At 70.2% G+C, this 15,982-nt stretch carries 12 protein-coding genes and 1 pseudogene; 6 read left to right on the top strand and 7 right to left on the bottom strand.

Annotated elements, in window-relative coordinates; translation table 11 throughout:
- The first annotated feature begins 150 nt into the window (after positions 1–150).
- Complete coding sequence (locus ACZ4UV_RS25685) at positions 151–1,146, top strand: hypothetical protein (RefSeq protein WP_467840951.1); 996 nt, start codon at positions 151–153, stop codon at positions 1,144–1,146.
- A gap of 28 nt (positions 1,147–1,174) precedes the next feature.
- Positions 1,175–1,306 (top strand): annotated as a pseudogene (locus ACZ4UV_RS25680) (thiamine biosynthesis protein ThiC); the annotation flags it as partial.
- Positions 1,307–1,352: 46 nt separating this feature from the next.
- Here the strand turns inward: ACZ4UV_RS25680 and ACZ4UV_RS25675 are convergent.
- From ACZ4UV_RS25675 to ACZ4UV_RS25665, 3 genes are all read right to left on the bottom strand, one after another.
- Positions 1,353–2,222, bottom strand: a complete 870-nt coding sequence (locus tag ACZ4UV_RS25675; RefSeq protein WP_451019441.1) for a hypothetical protein — start codon at positions 2,220–2,222, stop codon at positions 1,353–1,355.
- A 181-nt stretch (positions 2,223–2,403) separates the two neighbouring features.
- Positions 2,404–3,492: a metallophosphoesterase gene (locus ACZ4UV_RS25670; RefSeq protein WP_451019440.1), complete on the bottom strand. Its 1,089-nt coding sequence runs from the start codon at positions 3,490–3,492 to the stop codon at positions 2,404–2,406.
- 255 nt (positions 3,493–3,747) lie between these two features.
- Positions 3,748–4,860: a LacI family DNA-binding transcriptional regulator gene (locus ACZ4UV_RS25665; protein ID WP_451019439.1), complete on the bottom strand. Its 1,113-nt coding sequence runs from the start codon at positions 4,858–4,860 to the stop codon at positions 3,748–3,750.
- Between the two features lie 471 nt (positions 4,861–5,331).
- Between ACZ4UV_RS25665 and hisC the strand changes: the two genes are divergently transcribed.
- From hisC to cydD, 4 genes are all read left to right on the top strand, one after another.
- Positions 5,332–6,411 carry a histidinol-phosphate transaminase gene (hisC, locus tag ACZ4UV_RS25660; RefSeq protein ID WP_451019438.1) on the top strand — a complete coding sequence of 360 codons (1,080 nt, stop codon included), beginning with the start codon at positions 5,332–5,334 and terminating at the stop codon, positions 6,409–6,411.
- A 269-nt stretch (positions 6,412–6,680) separates the two neighbouring features.
- Positions 6,681–8,189 carry a cytochrome ubiquinol oxidase subunit I gene (locus ACZ4UV_RS25655; RefSeq protein WP_390043833.1) on the top strand — a complete coding sequence of 503 codons (1,509 nt, stop codon included), beginning with the start codon at positions 6,681–6,683 and terminating at the stop codon, positions 8,187–8,189.
- Between the two features lie 18 nt (positions 8,190–8,207).
- Positions 8,208–9,215 (top strand): cytochrome d ubiquinol oxidase subunit II, encoded by a 1,008-nt coding sequence (gene cydB / locus ACZ4UV_RS25650; protein ID WP_451019437.1) that lies wholly within the window; start codon positions 8,208–8,210, stop codon positions 9,213–9,215.
- Positions 9,216–9,274: 59 nt separating this feature from the next.
- The gene (gene cydD, locus ACZ4UV_RS25645; RefSeq protein ID WP_467840944.1) at positions 9,275–12,895 is read left to right on the top strand and encodes a thiol reductant ABC exporter subunit CydD; all 3,621 of its coding nucleotides are present in this window, start codon (positions 9,275–9,277) and stop codon (positions 12,893–12,895) included.
- Between the two features lie 19 nt (positions 12,896–12,914).
- On the opposite strand, the gene ACZ4UV_RS25640 is transcribed toward cydD, so the two are convergent.
- The 4 genes from ACZ4UV_RS25640 to ACZ4UV_RS25625 all read right to left on the bottom strand — a co-directional run bounded on the left by ACZ4UV_RS25640 (position 12,915) and on the right by ACZ4UV_RS25625 (position 15,885).
- Complete coding sequence (locus tag ACZ4UV_RS25640; protein WP_451019435.1) at positions 12,915–13,802, bottom strand: HAD-IIB family hydrolase; 888 nt, start codon at positions 13,800–13,802, stop codon at positions 12,915–12,917.
- A gap of 69 nt (positions 13,803–13,871) precedes the next feature.
- A complete protein-coding gene (locus ACZ4UV_RS25635) occupies positions 13,872–14,774 on the bottom strand; it encodes an LLM class flavin-dependent oxidoreductase (protein WP_451019434.1) in 903 nt (300 codons plus the stop codon).
- A gap of 42 nt (positions 14,775–14,816) precedes the next feature.
- Positions 14,817–15,290 carry a hypothetical protein gene (locus tag ACZ4UV_RS25630; protein WP_467840939.1) on the bottom strand — a complete coding sequence of 158 codons (474 nt, stop codon included), beginning with the start codon at positions 15,288–15,290 and terminating at the stop codon, positions 14,817–14,819.
- Positions 15,291–15,309: 19 nt separating this feature from the next.
- On the bottom strand, positions 15,310–15,885 hold the full coding sequence (locus ACZ4UV_RS25625; protein ID WP_451019432.1) for an RNA 2'-phosphotransferase: 576 nt from the start codon (positions 15,883–15,885) through the stop codon (positions 15,310–15,312).
- Between the last annotated feature and the right edge of the window lie 97 nt (positions 15,886–15,982).

The raw sequence follows: 15,982 nt of genomic DNA, 5'->3' as shown, positions 1-15,982 counted from the left end.
TGGGGAGCCGCAGACGGATTCCCCAGAGCAGCGTCTCGGCACATTGGTTTTCCGCATCCCGCGGACCCGGCACGCTCTCATGTACCGAGGCGGACCGCCATGCTTTGGTGGCATGGCAGGAGGACAAGGACATGGGTGAGGGGAGCAAACGTGCCTGTGGAGTTCTTCCCGGTCAGAGGAACGGTGCGCTCACTGGGCTGGGATGGCGAAATGCTGTTGGACCTCGCCGGAGGTGGCAGGCGCTGGAGCCTTGATGGTACTGAGCATCCGACCTCTGTGAGCTTCGGCCAGCCATTCGATCAAGCGGTGAGCTCTCCCTCCGGGCGGTACGCGGTCGTTTACGGAGAACGAGACACCAAGGCGCTCGTCCTGGCTGGCGCCCGCGCGCTACGCGAGATCAATCGGAGCCCTTATCACGCCGCTGATTTTGACTACCCGGTGGCGCTTGGAAGGCTCCCGGACGGTCGGGAGATCCTGGTTCACTGCCCGGATCACTACAACGTGCTGCAGATCGACGACCTCGCATCGGGGGCGCGGCTCACCAACGGCGACCGCACGCCGACGGACGTCTTCCATTCGCGCCTGTCGATAAGTCCGGATGGCCGGCACCTTCTGATGGCAGGCTGGTTCTGGAGCCCGTTCGGCATCGCCCGTGTCTACGATCTCGCGGAGGCGCTCGCCGACTCGGCGACGCTCGATGGCGACGGAGTCCTGCCGATGTCCCCCGGGGTCGATGCCGAAGTCGCGTCTGCCTGCTGGCTGGACAGCGATCGCCTCGTCGTTGCGACGACTGACGAGGTCTTCGACGACGAAGAGGCGCCCAACCTGGGGCCGAGACAGCTCGGCGTGTGGTCGATCTCCGAACAGCAATGGCTGTCTCGAAGTTCTGTCAACTACCCCGTCGGCACAGTTCTCCCTCGCAATGCTCAGGTCATCTCGTTCTACGACCATCCCCGGTTGATAGACACCGAGAACGGAGCCACTGTCGCGGAGTGGCCCGAAGTGAAGGTCGCGCCGAAGGACGGAAGCTTCGGCGTCACCCATATCCCCACACCATTGGCAGCGGTCAATGCGACTGGCACCCGCCTGGCTGTTGCACAGGATGCCGGTATTGCCTTGATCGAGCTGCCGCCGCCAAGATCTTGAATGTGGTGCTTCCGGCCTCTAGCTGTCCTCGATGAAGATCTCCCAGGACATCCGCCGTGAACACGGCGGCAGTCAGGCCGAGGTCGAGGCGCGTATGGCGCAGAAGTCCAAGGAGTTCGCGGCCGCGGGCAATCGGGTGTATCTGCCGATCACGGAGTGACGGGGGGTGTCCGGCCTGCGCCCCCTGGCCGGGGGCGCAAGCCGGGCTATTCCGGCTGGTGTTCCGGGCCTCCGAAGTCCGGGCTGGTGTAGTCCGGGCTGGTGAAGCTCGGGCGGGGTGCGGGTGCGGCGCCGTCGTCGGTGCTGAAGCCGGGACGGTCGTAACCGAGACGCGGCATCCGGCCCGCCGGGCCCGACGGGGCGGTACGGCGCAGTCCGGCCGTGCCGGAGTCGGCGGCCAGTGCTTCCCGCAGGAAGGGCACGATGCCGCGCTCCAGCAGGGCGTCCCGCCAGGCCTCCCGGGCCTTGGCCACCTCCCCGCCGGGTTCGCCGTAGGCTCCGGCCTCCAGCGAGGGGCTGTTGCGCAGTGCGGTGAGCAGCAGTCCCGCGCCGGCCATGACGATGGCGGCCGCGGCCACGACGCCGAACACCCAGCCCGCGGTGAGCATGGTCTGGGCGAACGCCGGGGCCGGGTCCAGCATCTTCAGGACGTAGCCGACGAGCAGGAAGATCGCGGCGGCAGTGCCGGCGAGCACCGGTGCCAGGACCAGCGCGAGGGCGAAGCCCCCGGCGCCGGTGGTCTCGGCGGCCTCGCCGAGGGTGGTGGCGAGCCCCATCGCGCCGCCCGGGCCCGGCTCTGCGGAGCCGGACTCCTGGACGGTGGCCGGGGTGGACCGCGCCGGATTGCGCAGTTCCTCGCGGACCTTCACATAGTGCTGGTACTCGGTCGCCGCGGCCGCCGTGATCAGTGCGGTGGCGTTGAGCGCCATGGTGCGCAGCTGTTCGGTATTCAAGTGCTGGCCTATACCGGCCAGTTCGGGACGGTACGGGGCGGAGCGCAGCGCCTCGTCGAGGATCCGCTCGTACTCCTGGCGGTCCTCGCTGTGCAGGTGCTGCGGAACGCTGTTCATGTGCATCCCCCGATGCTCCGTAGGGCTGGTGGCTCGCACGCCGGCGAGCCGTCGGGCAGAAACGGAGGGGAGCCTGCTACGGATAAACCGATGGTAGAGCCGTTACGGCACGCGGTGACAGGGGGTTGCCGGAAATTGGGGGTCGCCCGTGTGTGACGTCGAGGGGATGAAACCGCCCGGTTAACGCTCAGGTATTGAGCGGGAGTTGCCTCACCAGCAGCTTTCCGGCCATGGTCACGCCGCCGTCCATGGCGATGGCGAGCCCGTCGGCGTAGACGTGCGGCCCCTCCACAACGGGACCGGTGCCCTCTTCGCCCTCCTCGGAGCCGACTTCGCCCAGCAGATAGGGAATCGGGCTGTGTCCGTGAACGATGCGGGTACCGCCGTACGTATCGAGAAGGGAACGGACGGCGTCTGCACCCCCCTCGTCGCGGAAGGAGAAGCGCTTGGTGAACTTGCGGAAGAGATCCCACACCTCGTCCGCGTCATTACGCGTGATGGTCTCGCGGACGGTGTCGTTGACCGCCTCGATCGAGTCGCCGTAGTCGAGGTAGGCGGTGGTGTCGGAGTGGACCAGCAGGTAGCCGTCGACCTCCTCGACGGCGTCCAGGCGGGCCATCCACTGCAGGTGGTGGTCCTGGAGCCGGTCCATGTCGGTCTTCTGGCCGCCGTTGAGCAGCCAGGCCGCCTGGAAGGTGGCGGTGCCCGCGCCGGAGTTGACGGGGGTGTCGCCGAACCGCTTGGCGCCGAGCAGCAGCAGCTCGTGGTTGCCCATGAGGGCCTTGCAGTAGCCGCCGGCCGCGGCCGCCTCGGCGGACAGCCGCATCACCAGGTCGATGACGCCGATACCGTCCGGACCCCGGTCGGTGAAGTCGCCGAGGAACCAGAGCCGGGCGACGCCCGCGCACCAGTGCCCGTCCGCGTCGATCAGGCCCTGCTCGCGCAGCGCGGCCATCAGCTCGTCGAAATAGCCGTGTACGTCACCGACGACGTACAGCGGGCCGGGGCCGTCCGCGGGCTGCGCGGCCGGGGCGCCGGCCGGTTCGACGGGCACCTGGAGCGTGTCGCCGCGGTTGATGACCGGCAGGTCCCGCTGGGTGGGCGTGTACCCGTCCGGATGCCCCTCGGGGTACGCGTCGTCGAAGGGCGGGACGACGTCGCCGGGGTGGCTGCTGGGGGCGTACGGACCGGTCTCGTTGACGTACCCGGGCACCCGGAAGTCGCGCAACGTCGCCGTCCGCTCCGTCTCGGGTCCCTGACCGGCCCCCTGAGTCATCAGACCCCTCCACCATCGCGCCGCATCTGCACCGCTTCGGACTGCCTGGTCGCAGCGGCCCGCGGTGTCGTGGGCCCATCATAGGAACGCCCGTCGCGCCGTGTGATGACCCAGGGGTGGTGAATCCGGGCAGGACTCCGGTTCAGCGTGGCTTTCGCCCCGGTTGGGCAGGGGTTCGACCACCCGGCGTTCGGCTGCCGGCCGCCGTCCGACGACGTCCGGCAGCCGTGCCGCCCCGTTCTCCGCGCGTCCGTGCTACTCCTCCTCCGGTGCCCGCGGCGGGCTGACCGTGGTGCGCTGCGCGCGTCGCTGGGAGGAGGTACGCACGATCAGTTCGGTCGGTATCACCTGCTCGACCGGATGGTCCGACTCGACCCCCTCGATCGCGTCGATGAGCAGCTGCACCACCGCCGTGCCGATGCGGCGCGGCTTCAGGGAGAGCGTGGTGATGGGCGGCTCGGTGTTGGCGTACACGGTCGACTCGCTGCAGCACACCAGCAGCAGGTCGTCGGGGACGCGCAGCCCGTAGCGGCGGGCGGCGGCGAGCAGGTCGGTGCCGTTGGGGTCGAACAGTCCGTAGACGGCGTCGGGGCGGTCCGGGCGGGCCAGCAGCCGGTCGGCGGCGACGGCGCCCGCACACGGGTCGTGCGCCGGGTAGGCCTCGTAGACCGGGTCCTGGCCGACGCGGTCGCACCAGCGCAGGTAGGCGGTGGTCGACAGGTGGGTGTACGTGTCGGTCGAGGTGCCCGTGAGCAGGCCGATCCGGCGGGCGCCCGCGTCGGCGAGATGGTCGAGGATGCCGAGTACGGCGGCCTCGTGGTCGTTGTCCACCCAGGCGGTGACCGGGAGCGAGCCGGCCGGGCGGCCGTCGGAGACCACCGGCAGGCCCTGCCGGACCAGTTCGCTGACCACGGGGTCCTGGTCGGAGGGGTCGATGACGACCGTGCCGTCCAGGGCGACGTTCGACCACACGTCGTGCCGTGAGGTGGCGGGCAGGATGACGAGAGCGTAGCCACGGGCGAGCGCGGCCGAGGTGGCGGCCCGCGCCATCTCGGCGAAGTACGCGAACTCGGTGAAGGTGAAAGGTTCATCCCCGTACGTCGTCACGGTCAGGCCGATGAGCCCCGACTTGCCGGTACGGAGGGTGCGCGCGGCGGCCGAGGGGCGGTACCCCAGCCGGTCGGCGACCTCTCTGACATGGCGGCGGGTGGCGTCCGGGAGCCGCCCCTTGCCGTTCAGGGCGTCGGAGACGGTCGTGATGGAGACTCCGGCGGCGGCGGCCACGTCTCTGATGCCTGCCCGGCCCGGCCGGCTGCCTCGCCGAGAGGTTTCCGCGCGGCTCACCTGGTGCTTCCCTGCTGCTGTCATGGCGAGCCGATAGTAGGGCTCATGCGGTGGGGTAGTGCGGACGCATATGCACGCGTTGACAGGCACGTTTCTGCAAGGTCAATTTGGGTCAACTGCCTTAGAAAGAAAGTCAGTTGAACGATCCAATGGTAAGACGTGACTTGTCGGCACGGATGGGCCTGCCAAGTGCCCGATGTTTCGAAGAGGTCTCAACTCACCTGCACGGGTGATGCGCGCTACGGCGTGAGCCACCGGCGCGTAGATATATGTAGGGCGCGCCCCCGATAAATGCGCCTTCGTGCGGTGATGCCCGTGATGCCGGTGGTACGGATGAGGTTCGCCGTTCCGGCTCCTCGTCCCCCCGGCCGCTCTGCCGGCCCGGCTCTTCGCGCCCTCTTCCGCTGTACGCAGCGGCGGCGAATCCTCATAAGGTGAGCAGTATTGGATGCCGGCGGCGCGGACGGTCCGCCGGTGGTCGCGAGGAGGACTGCGGTGAGCGAGACGAGCCCCAAGCTGCGCGCCGAGCTGGAGGGGATCCCGACCTACAAGCCGGGCAAGCCGGCGGCGGCCGGCGGCCCGGTCGCGTACAAGCTCTCCTCCAACGAGAACCCGTATCCCCCGCTGCCCGGCGTGATGGAGTCCGTCACCGCGGCCGCCTCCTCCTTCAACCGCTACCCGGACATGGCGTGCACCGGTCTGATGAACGAGCTCTCGGACCGCTTCGGCGTTCCGCTCGGTCACCTGGCCACCGGCACCGGGTCGGTCGGTGTCGCCCAGCAGCTGATCCAGGCCACCAGCGGGCCCGGCGACGAGGTGATCTACGCGTGGCGGTCTTTCGAGGCTTACCCGATCATCACGCAGATCAGCGGCGCCCGGTCCGTTCAGGTGCCGCTCACGCCCGGTGATGTGCACGACCTGGACGCGATGGCGGACGCCATCACCGACCGCACCCGCCTGATCTTCGTCTGCAATCCCAACAACCCGACCGGTACGGTCGTGAAGCGGGCCGAGCTGGAGCGGTTCCTGGACCGGGTGCCGAGCGACGTGCTGGTGGTCCTCGACGAGGCCTACCGGGAGTTCATCCGCGATCCCGAGGTGCCCGACGGCGTCGAGATCTACCGGCAGCGGCCGAACGTCTGCGTGCTGCGGACCTTCTCCAAGGCGTACGGACTGGCCGGGCTGCGCGTCGGCTTCGCGATCGCGCACGAGCCGGTGGCGGCGGCGCTGCGCAAGACGGCGGTCCCCTTCGGTGTGAGCCAGCTCGCCCAGGAGGCGGCGATCGCCTCGCTGCGGGCCGAGGACGAGCTGCTGGGCCGGGTCGGCTCACTGGTGTGCGAGCGGCAGCGCGTGGTCGAAGCGCTGCGCGGGCAGGGCTGGACGGTGCCCGAGTCCCAGGCCAACTTCGTGTGGCTGCGGTTGGGGGAGCGTACGACCGCCTTCGCACAGCTCAGCGAGGAGCACGGGGTGGTCGTCCGGCCGTTCCCGGGCGAGGGTGTGCGGGTGACGGTCGGCGAGACCGAGGCGAACGACATCTTCCTGAAGGTGGCGGAGGCGTTCCGCAAGGATCTGTAGCGTCCGCGAGGCCTTGGGGAGGCCCCGCGGTCAACGGGTGTCAGGTGTGCGGGGTCGTACGGCCGGGATGAGGGCCGAGCGGCCCCGTTCGCATGTTCCGGAGGGGCCGGACGGCTCAAGCGCGACCCCCCTTCGATGTTCGAGAGTGAGTGCGCCATAATGGCTTGTGAATGTGAATGCATTCACAAGCGCGTCCCGTTTGCTCCGTGATGTACGTGACAAAGGGGGCACATGCCGCTGTACCACGGCGACGTAAGGAGACTGACGACGTGGACCTGGCTCTGGCGCCGGAGACACTGGCGCGCTGGCAGTTCGGCATCACCACCGTCTACCACTTCCTGTTCGTCCCGCTGACGATCTCGCTGGCCGCCCTCACGGCCGGCCTGGAGACCGCCTGGGTGCGCACGGAGAAGGAGAAGTACCTCAGGGCGACCAAGTTCTGGGGCAAGCTCTTCCTGATCAACATCGCGATGGGCGTGGTCACCGGCATCGTGCAGGAGTTCCAGTTCGGCATGAACTGGTCCGACTACTCGCGGTTCGTCGGCGACATCTTCGGTGCCCCGCTCGCCTTCGAGGCACTGATCGCCTTCTTCTTCGAGTCCACCTTCATCGGGCTGTGGATCTTCGGCTGGGACAAGCTGCCCAAGAAGATCCACCTGGCCTGCATATGGATGGTCTCCATCGGCACGGTCCTGTCCGCGTACTTCATCCTCGCGGCCAACTCGTGGATGCAGCACCCCGTCGGCTACAAGATCGACAAGGCGAAGGGGCGGGCCGAACTCACCGACTTCTGGGCCGTCCTCACCCAGAACACCGCGCTGGCCCAGGCCTTCCACACGCTGAGCGCCTGTTTCCTCACCGGCGGCGCGTTCATGGTCGGCATCGCCGCCTTCCACCTGTTCCGCAAGAAGCACATCAGCGTGATGAAGACCTCGCTGCGGCTCGGCCTGATCACCGTGGTCATCGGCGGTCTGCTCACCGCGGTCAGCGGCGACACCCTCGGCAAGGTCATGTTCAAGCAACAGCCCATGAAGATGGCCGCGGCCGAGGCCCTGTGGGACGGCCAGAACTCGGCCCCGTTCTCGATCTTCGCCTACGGCGACGTGAGCAAGGGCCACAACACCGTCGAACTCTCCGTGCCGGGCGTGCTGTCGTTCCTCGCCGACGACGACTTCAACTCGTACGTGCCCGGCATCAACGACACCAACAAGGCCGAGCAGCAGAAGTACGGCGCCGGCGACTACCGGCCCATCATCCCGGTCACCTTCTGGGCGTTCCGCTGGATGATCGGCTTCGGTATGGCGTCCTTCGCCATCGGCCTCGCCGGACTCTGGCTGACCCGCAAGAAGTTCATGCTGCCGCAGCACCTGCGGGTGGGTGAGGACGAGGTGCCGAACCTGGTCCTCTTCAGGAACAAGGCGCTCAGCCCCCAGCTCGGCAGGCTGTACTGGCTGGTGGCGATATGGACGCTGGGCTTCCCGCTGATAGCCAACTCCTGGGGCTGGATCTTCACCGAGATGGGCCGCCAGCCCTGGGTCGTCTACGGCGTCCTGCAGACCCGCGACGCGGTCTCCCCCGGCGTCTCCCAGACCGAGATCCTCATCTCGATGATCACCTTCACCGCGCTCTACGCCGTTCTCGCCGTCGTCGAGGTCAAGCTGCTCGTGAAGTACGTGAAGGCGGGCCCGCCCGAGCTCACCGAGGACGATCTCAACCCGCCCACGAAGATCGGCGGCCAGACCCGTGACGCCGACAAGCCGATGGCCTTCTCGTACTAGGCCGAGGGAGACGCAGTCATGGAACTTCACGACGTCTGGTTCGTCCTGATCGCCGTCCTGTGGACCGGCTACTTCTTCCTGGAGGGATTCGACTTCGGGGTCGGCATCCTCACCAAGCTGCTCGCCCGGGACCGCCTGGAGAAGCGGGTGCTGATCAACACGATCGGCCCGGTCTGGGACGGCAACGAGGTGTGGCTGCTCACCGCGGGCGGCGCAACCTTCGCCGCCTTCCCCGAGTGGTACGCCACGCTCTTCTCCGGCTTCTACCTGCCCCTGCTGGTCATCCTGGTCTGCCTGATCGTCCGGGGCGTCGCCTTCGAGTACCGGGCCAAGCGGCCCGAGGAGAACTGGCAGCGCAACTGGGAGACCGCGATCTTCTGGACCTCGCTGATCCCGGCGTTCCTGTGGGGCGTGGCCTTCGGGAACATCGTGCATGGCGTGAAGATCGACCGGAACTTCGAGTACGTCGGCACCGTCTGGGACCTGCTCAACCCGTACGCCCTGCTCGGCGGACTCGTCACGCTGACCCTGTTCACCTTCCACGGCTCGGTGTTCACCGCGCTCAAGACGGTCGGCGACATCCGGGTGCGGGCGCGGAAGCTGGCGACCAAGGTCGGTGTCCTCACCGCCGCACTGGCACTGGTCTTCCTGGTGTGGACCCAGGTCGACAGCGGTGACGGCAAGAGCCTGGTGGCACTGGTCGTGGCGGTCGCCGCGCTGGTGGCCGCTCTCGGGGCGAATCTCCGGGGCCGCGAGGGATGGGCGTTCGCCCTGTCCGGCGTGACCATCGTGGCCGCCGTGGCGATGCTCTTCCTGTCGCTCTTCCCGAACGTCATGCCGTCGTCGCTCAACGGGGACTGGAGCCTCACGGTCACCAACGCCTCGTCGAGCCCGTACACCCTGAAGATCATGACGTGGCTCGCGGCGATCGCGACGCCGCTCGTCATGCTCTACCAGGGGTGGACCTACTGGGTGTTCCGCAAGCGGATCGGTACGCAGCACATCGCGACCGAAGCCGCGCACTGAGTCCGAGGATGGGGTGTTTCACGTGAAACACCCTCTCCGGCCCGAAGGGCATGTTTCACGTGAAACCAATCGATCCTCGTCTGCTGCGTTACGCCGGTGCCACCCGCGTCTTCCTGGTGGCCGTCGTCGGCCTCGGTGCCGTCGGTGCCGGGCTGGTCATCGCCCAGGCCATGCTCATCGCCGACGTCGTGGTCGGCGCCTTCCAGCATGGTCACTCGGTCTCCGAACTCCGCACCCCCCTCCTGCTGTTGGCGGCCGTGGCCGTCGGCCGGGCGCTGGTCTCCTGGCTCACCGAGCTTGCCGCGCACCGGGCGAGCGCTGCGGTCAAGTCCGAGCTGCGCGGCCGTCTCCTCGACCGGGCGGTGGCACTGGGTCCCGGCTGGTTGAGTGACCAGCGGACCGGTTCGCTGGTCAACCTCGCCACGCGCGGTGTCGACGCCCTCGACGACTACTTCTCCCGCTACCTGCCGCAGTTGGGGCTGGCGGTGGTCGTGCCGGTCGCGGTGCTGGCGCGGATCGTCACCGAGGACTGGGTGTCCGCGGCGATCATCGTCGGCACCCTGCCGCTGATCCCGCTCTTCATGGTCCTGATCGGCTGGGCCACCCAGTCCCGGACGGAGCGTCAGTGGCGGCTGCTGTCCCGGCTCTCCGGGCATTTCCTGGACGTGGTCGCCGGGCTGCCCACGCTGAAGGTGTTCGGCCGGGCCAAGGCGCAGGCCGAGTCCATCCGCCGGATCACCGGCGAGTACCGGCAGGCGACCATGCGGACGCTGCGGATCGCCTTCCTCTCCTCGTTCGCGCTGGAGCTGCTCGCCACGCTGTCGGTGGCGCTGGTCGCCGTGACCATCGGCATGCGGCTCGTCCACGGCGACATGGACCTGTACATCGGGCTGGTCATCCTGGTGCTGGCGCCCGAGGCGTATCTGCCGTTGCGGCAGGTGGGAGCGCAGTTCCACGCGGCGGCGGAGGGGCTGGCCGCGGCGGAGGAGATCTTCGCGGTGCTGGAGACGCCGGTACCGGTGTCCGGGGCCGGTACGGTGCCCAGCGGCGCTGCCCTCGCCTTCGAGGGGGTGACGGTCCGCTATCCGGGGCGCTCTGCGGACGCGGTGACCGATGTGTCGTTCACGGTCGAACCCGGGGAGACCGTCGCGCTGGTCGGCCCGAGCGGTGTGGGCAAGTCGACGCTGCTCAACGTCCTGTTGGGGTTCGTGCGGCCGACGCGGGGGCGGGTGCGGATCGGGGACGCCGATCTCGCCGACGTCGACCTGGCGGAGTGGCGGTCACGGATCGCGTGGGTGCCGCAGCGGCCGCATCTGTACGCCGGGACGATCGCCGAGAACGTACGGCTCGCGCGTCCGGACGCGGACGACGACGCCGTCCGGGGGGCGTTGCGGGACGCCGGGGCGCTGGAGTTCGTGGATGCGCTGCCGGAGGGAGCGGAGACGGTCCTCGGCGAGGACGGGGCGGGTCTGTCCGCGGGGCAGCGGCAGCGGCTGGCGCTGGCGCGGGCGTTTCTGGCCGACCGGCCCGTGCTGTTGCTGGATGAGCCGACGGCTGCGCTGGACGGGGTGACCGAGGGGGAGGTCGTGGCGGCGGTACGGCGGCTCTCCGAGGGGCGCACCGTGGTGCTGGTGGTGCACCGGCCGGCGTTGCTGTCGGCGGCGGACCGGGTGGTGCGGCTTTCCGGCGGCGAGGCCCCCAGGGGGCTCCGCCCCCTGGAACCCCAGAGCCTTTGCGGACCCACCACCCGACTCGGTCAATGGGAAGGCGAGATCGCGGAGGGGCTCGGTGGGCTGGAAGGTGAGGGTGTGGGGTCGCTCGGTGGGGTGGGGAGTGGGCGCGCCGAGCGGAGTGGTGAGTTGGACGGTGCTCAGGGGGACGTGCTTGGGCAGTCCGCAGGGCGTGCTGTGGAGCCGGTGGCCGGGCGTCAGCAGGGTGTTCTCGCCCGCGTGCGCGCCGCCTCCCGGGCCCGGCGGGGGCGGTTGCTGCTTGCGCTTCTGCTGGGGGCTCTTGCGCTCGGCAGCGCCGTCGGGCTGATGGCGACGTCCGGGTGGCTGATCTCGCGGGCCTCACAGCAGCCGCCGGTGCTGTATCTGATGGTTGCCGTGACGGCCACACGGGCCTTCGGGATCGGGCGGGCCGTGTTCCGGTACGGCGAGCGGCTGGTGTCGCACGACGCGGTGCTGCGGATGCTGGCCGACACGCGGGTCGCGGTGTACCGGCGGCTGGAGCGGCTCGCGCCCGCCGGGCTGCGGGCGACCAGGCGGGGCGACCTGCTCAGCCGGCTGGTCGCCGATGTGGACACCCTGCAGGACTACTGGCTGCGGTGGCTGCTTCCCGCCGGGGTGGCGGTGGCGGTGTCCGCCGGGGCCGTGGGTTTCACGGCCTGGCTCCTGCCCGAGGCCGGGGCCGCGCTCGCGCTGGGGCTGCTGGCGGCCGGTGTCGGCGTTCCGCTGGTGACCTCGGCCGTGGCCCGGCGCGCCGAGCACCGGCTGGCACCGGCCCGCGGGCTGCTCGCCACCCGGGTGACCGACCTGCTCACCGGCACCGCCGAACTGACCGTCGCCGGCGCCCTGCCCGCCCGCACCGACGCGGCACGGCGAGCCGACGGCACGCTCACCCGGATCGCCTCGCGAGGGGCCACGGCCACCGCACTCGGTGACGGGCTGACCGCGCTGCTGACCGGCCTGACCGTCGTGGCCGCCGCGCTGCTGGGCGCCCAGGGGGTCACCGACGGCCGGCTGAGCGGCGTGGCGATGGCGGTCGTCGTGCTCACTCCGCTGGCCGCCTTCGAGGCCGTACTCGGACTGCCGCTGGCCGTGCGGCACCGGCAGCGGGTGCGCAGGAGCGCCGAGCGCATCTACGAGGTGCTGGACGCGCCCGAACCCGTGCGGGAGCCGGAGCGGCCGCGTCAGGCACCCGCCGCGCCCTTCCCCGTCGTCCTGAAGGGCCTGACGGCCCGGTACCCGGGGCAGGCGCGGGACGCGCTCGGCGGGCTGGACCTCACCCTGCACGAGGGGCACAGGGTCGCCGTCGTCGGTGCCTCCGGCGCCGGCAAGTCGACCCTCGCCCAGGTCCTGCTGCGGTTCCTCGACCCGGACGCGGGCTCCTACACGGTCGCCGGCGTGGACGCGTACGGCATGGACAGCGACGACGTGCGGCGGCTCGTCGGGCTGTGCGCCCAGGACGCGCACCTCTTCGACAGCTCCGTGCGCGAGAACCTGCTGCTCGCCCGGAAGGACGCCACCGAGGAGGACCTGCGGGACGCGCTGGGCCGGGCCCGGCTGCTCGACTGGGCGGACGGGCTGCCCGACGGACTCGACACCCTGGTCGGTGAGCACGGGGCACGGCTGTCCGGCGGGCAACGGCAGCGGCTGGCCCTCGCCCGGGCGCTGCTCGCGGACTTCCCGGTGCTCGTGCTGGACGAGCCGGCCGAGCATCTCGACCTGCCGACGGCGGACGCGCTCACGGCGGATCTGCTGGCGGCCACCGAGGGCCGTACGACGCTGCTCATCACGCACCGGCTCGCGGGCCTGGAGGCCGTGGACGAGGTGATCGTCCTCGACGCGGGCCGGGTGGTGCAGCGCGGGAACTACGCGGAGCTCGCCGCCGTGGCCGGACCGCTGCGCGACATGGCGGAGCGGGAGGCGGCGGCGGAGTCGCTGGCGGGAGTGCGGTAGCCCGGTGCCGCGGGCGGACTCAGGAGCGCGCGGTCAGGAGCTGCTCGATCACGACGGCGACCCCGTCCTCGTTGTTGGCGACCGTCCGGCCGGAGGCGGCGGCGACGGCGGCGGGGTGGGCGTTGCCCATGGCGTACGACTGGCCGGCCCAGGTCAGCATCTCGACGTCGTTGGGCATGTCCCCGAAGGCGACGACCTCCTCGTGCGAGATGCCACGTTCGGCACACTCCAGGGCGAGTGTGCTGGCCTTGGAGACGCCCGGGCCGCTGATCTCCAGCAGGGCGCTGGGGCTGGACCGGGTGACGGTGGCGTGGTCGCCGACGGCGAGGCGGGCGAGGGTGAGGAAGGCGTCGGGGTCGAGGCCGGGGTGGTAGGCGAGGATCTTGAGCACGGGCTCGCCGGCGCTCGGACCGTCGGCCGCCAGGATCTCCTCGGCGGCCAGCAGATGGTCCGGTATCTCCAGGTGCAGCTTGGGATAGGCCGGCTCCTGGTGGAAGCCGTAGGTCTGCTCGATCGCGTACACGGTGCCGGGCGCGGCCTCGCGCAGCAGCCGTACGGCGTCCAGCGCGTTCTCCCGGGCCAGGTCGCGCACCTTCACGAAGCGGTGGGCGCCGGGGCCGCCGTGCAGGTCGACCACGGCCGCGCCGTTGCCGCAGATCGCCAGGCCGTGGCCGTGGACGTGGTCGCTGACGACGTCCATCCAGCGGGCCGGGCGGCCCGTGACGAAGAAGACCTCGATACCCGCCTCCTCGGCGGCGGCCAGCGCGGCGACCGTCCTCGGGGAGACCGACTTGTCGTCGCGCAGCAGGGTGCCGTCGAGATCGGTGGCGATCAGCCGGGGCGGGGTCGCGAAGGCAGGGGTCTCGGGCTGTCGGGTCGCTGAGGTCACCGCGCCATTCTCGCGCATATGCCCGCACGGCCGTGCGGGCGGGCGCACAGACGAGACACAGACGACTCCGCAGCGTCCTCTGCCGCCTCAGCCGAGCTGGGCCGGGGCCTCCATGGCGATCTGCTCGAAGACCTTCTGCTCGGCCGCGAAGTCCGAGTCGGGGATGGGCCAGTGGATCACCAGCTCGGTGAAGCCCAGCTCCTGGTGGCGGCCGGCGAAGTCCACGAAGGCGTCCAGGGACTCCAGGGGGCGGCCACGGTCCGGGGTGAACCCGGTGAGGAGGACCTTGTCCAGTTCCGCCACGTCCCGGCCGATCTCCGCGCAGGTCTCGGTGAGCTTCCCCACCTGGCCGCGCAGCGCTTCGACCGACTGCTCGGGCGTGCCGTTCTCGTACAGCTTCGGGTCGCCGGTGGTCACCCACGCCTGGCCGTACCGCGCGGCCAGCTTCAGCCCGCGCGGGCCGGTGGCCGCGACCGCGAAGGGCAGCCGGGGCCGCTGCACACAGCCCGGGATGTTGCGCGCCTCGTGGGCCGAGTAGAACCCGCCCTCGTACGTCACCGAGTCCTCGGTGAGCAGCCGGTCGAGGAGCGGGACGAACTCGGCGAACCGGTCGGCGCGCTCGCGCGGGGTCCACGGCTCCTGGCCCAGCGCGGTGGCGTCGAAGCCGTTGCCGCCGGCGCCGATGCCGAGGGTGACGCGGCCGCCGGAGATGTCGTCGAGGGAGATCAGCTCCTTGGCGAGGGGCACCGGATGCCGGAAGTTCGGCGAGGTGACGAGTGTGCCGAGGCGCAGTCGGTCGGTGATGGCCGCGGCGGCGGTCAGCGTCGGGATCGCCCCGAACCACGGGCCGTCCCGGAAGCTGCGCCAGGACAGGTGGTCGTAGGTGTACGCGGTGTGGAAGCCCAGTTCCTCGGCCCGCGTCCAGGCGGTGCCGCCGCCCTCGCTCCAGCGGCGGTACGGGAGGATCACGGTGCTCAGACGCAGACTCATGCGTCCGAGACTAAAGGGGTCCGCCGGCAACGGCCGAAACGGTCACCGTATGCGGCTGCTCAGCCACGGCGTGAGCAGGTACGCGGCCAGGTGCTCCCGGTAGGTGCGGTCCCCGGGCAGCGGTACGACCAGCGAGCTCGTGGGCGGGAAGCGGCGGGCCCGCACGTGGGCCAGGCCGCCGAAGACGGAGTGCAGGAAGGCGGGCACGTCGTCGCGCGGGACGTCGTGGAACTCGACGCCCTCGACCGTGATGAGCGCGTCGTCGTCCGGGTAGAGCCGCACGCTCACCCTCGGCACCCCGCCGAACTCGGCGTACGCCTCGTGCGGCAGCGAACCGTCCGGGTCCGTGGTGACACCGAAGCCCGCCGCGCTGCGCCGCGAGGTCAGGTCGGCGCCGATGTCGTGCGTGACCTCGATCTCGCGTCCGTGCTCGGCCGCGACCGTGTGGAGTGTGGTGACGGCAGCCTCGGTGGTCGGAAGGTGCCTCTGGTGTTCCTGGCGATCGGAATGGTCCATACCATTCATCATGCCGGGGTCAGTGCGGATCGGGGAAGCGCAGGTAGCGCGGAGGTACCGCCCGCGTCAGCCACACCCCGTTCGCGCTGATGTGGAAGACGTGCCCGTCCCGGTGCATCGCCGCCGCGTCCACCGACAGCACGACCGGGCGCCCGCGCCGGGCACCGACCCGGGTCGCGGTCTCCCGGTCCGCCGACAGATGCACGTCGTGCCTGTTCATCGGCCTGAGGCCCTCGTCCCGGATCGCCTCCAGGTTCCGTGCGACGGTGCCGTGGTAGAGGTACGGCGGAGGGGGCGCCGGGGGCAGTCCGAGGTCGACGTCGATGCTGTGGCCCTGGCTGGCGCGGATCCGGGTGCCCTCGATCGCGAACCGCTGCTTGTCGTTGGCGGCGACGACGTGGTCCAGTTCCTCGCGGCTGACCGGGAAACCGTGCGCCGCTGCCGCCGCGAGCAGCGTGTCGATCTCCACCCAGCCCGCCTCGTCCAGGCTGAGCCCGATGCGTTCGGGCTGGTGGCGCAGGTGCTTCGAGAGGTACTTCGACACCTTCACGGTGCGCCGCTCGTCCTGTGTTCCTTCGTTGTGTCTCGCGTTCATGCCATCAGCGTGCCGGGCGAGACGCGGATCACGCAGATATTTTTCGTCGCAGGTTTGATCCACAACCAAGTGCCGTTATCCACAAGGAAATTGGCCG

The sequence above is a fragment of the Streptomyces sp. NPDC028289 genome, assembly GCF_055565975.1.
This window is presented reverse-complemented; position numbering and strand designations above follow the sequence as displayed.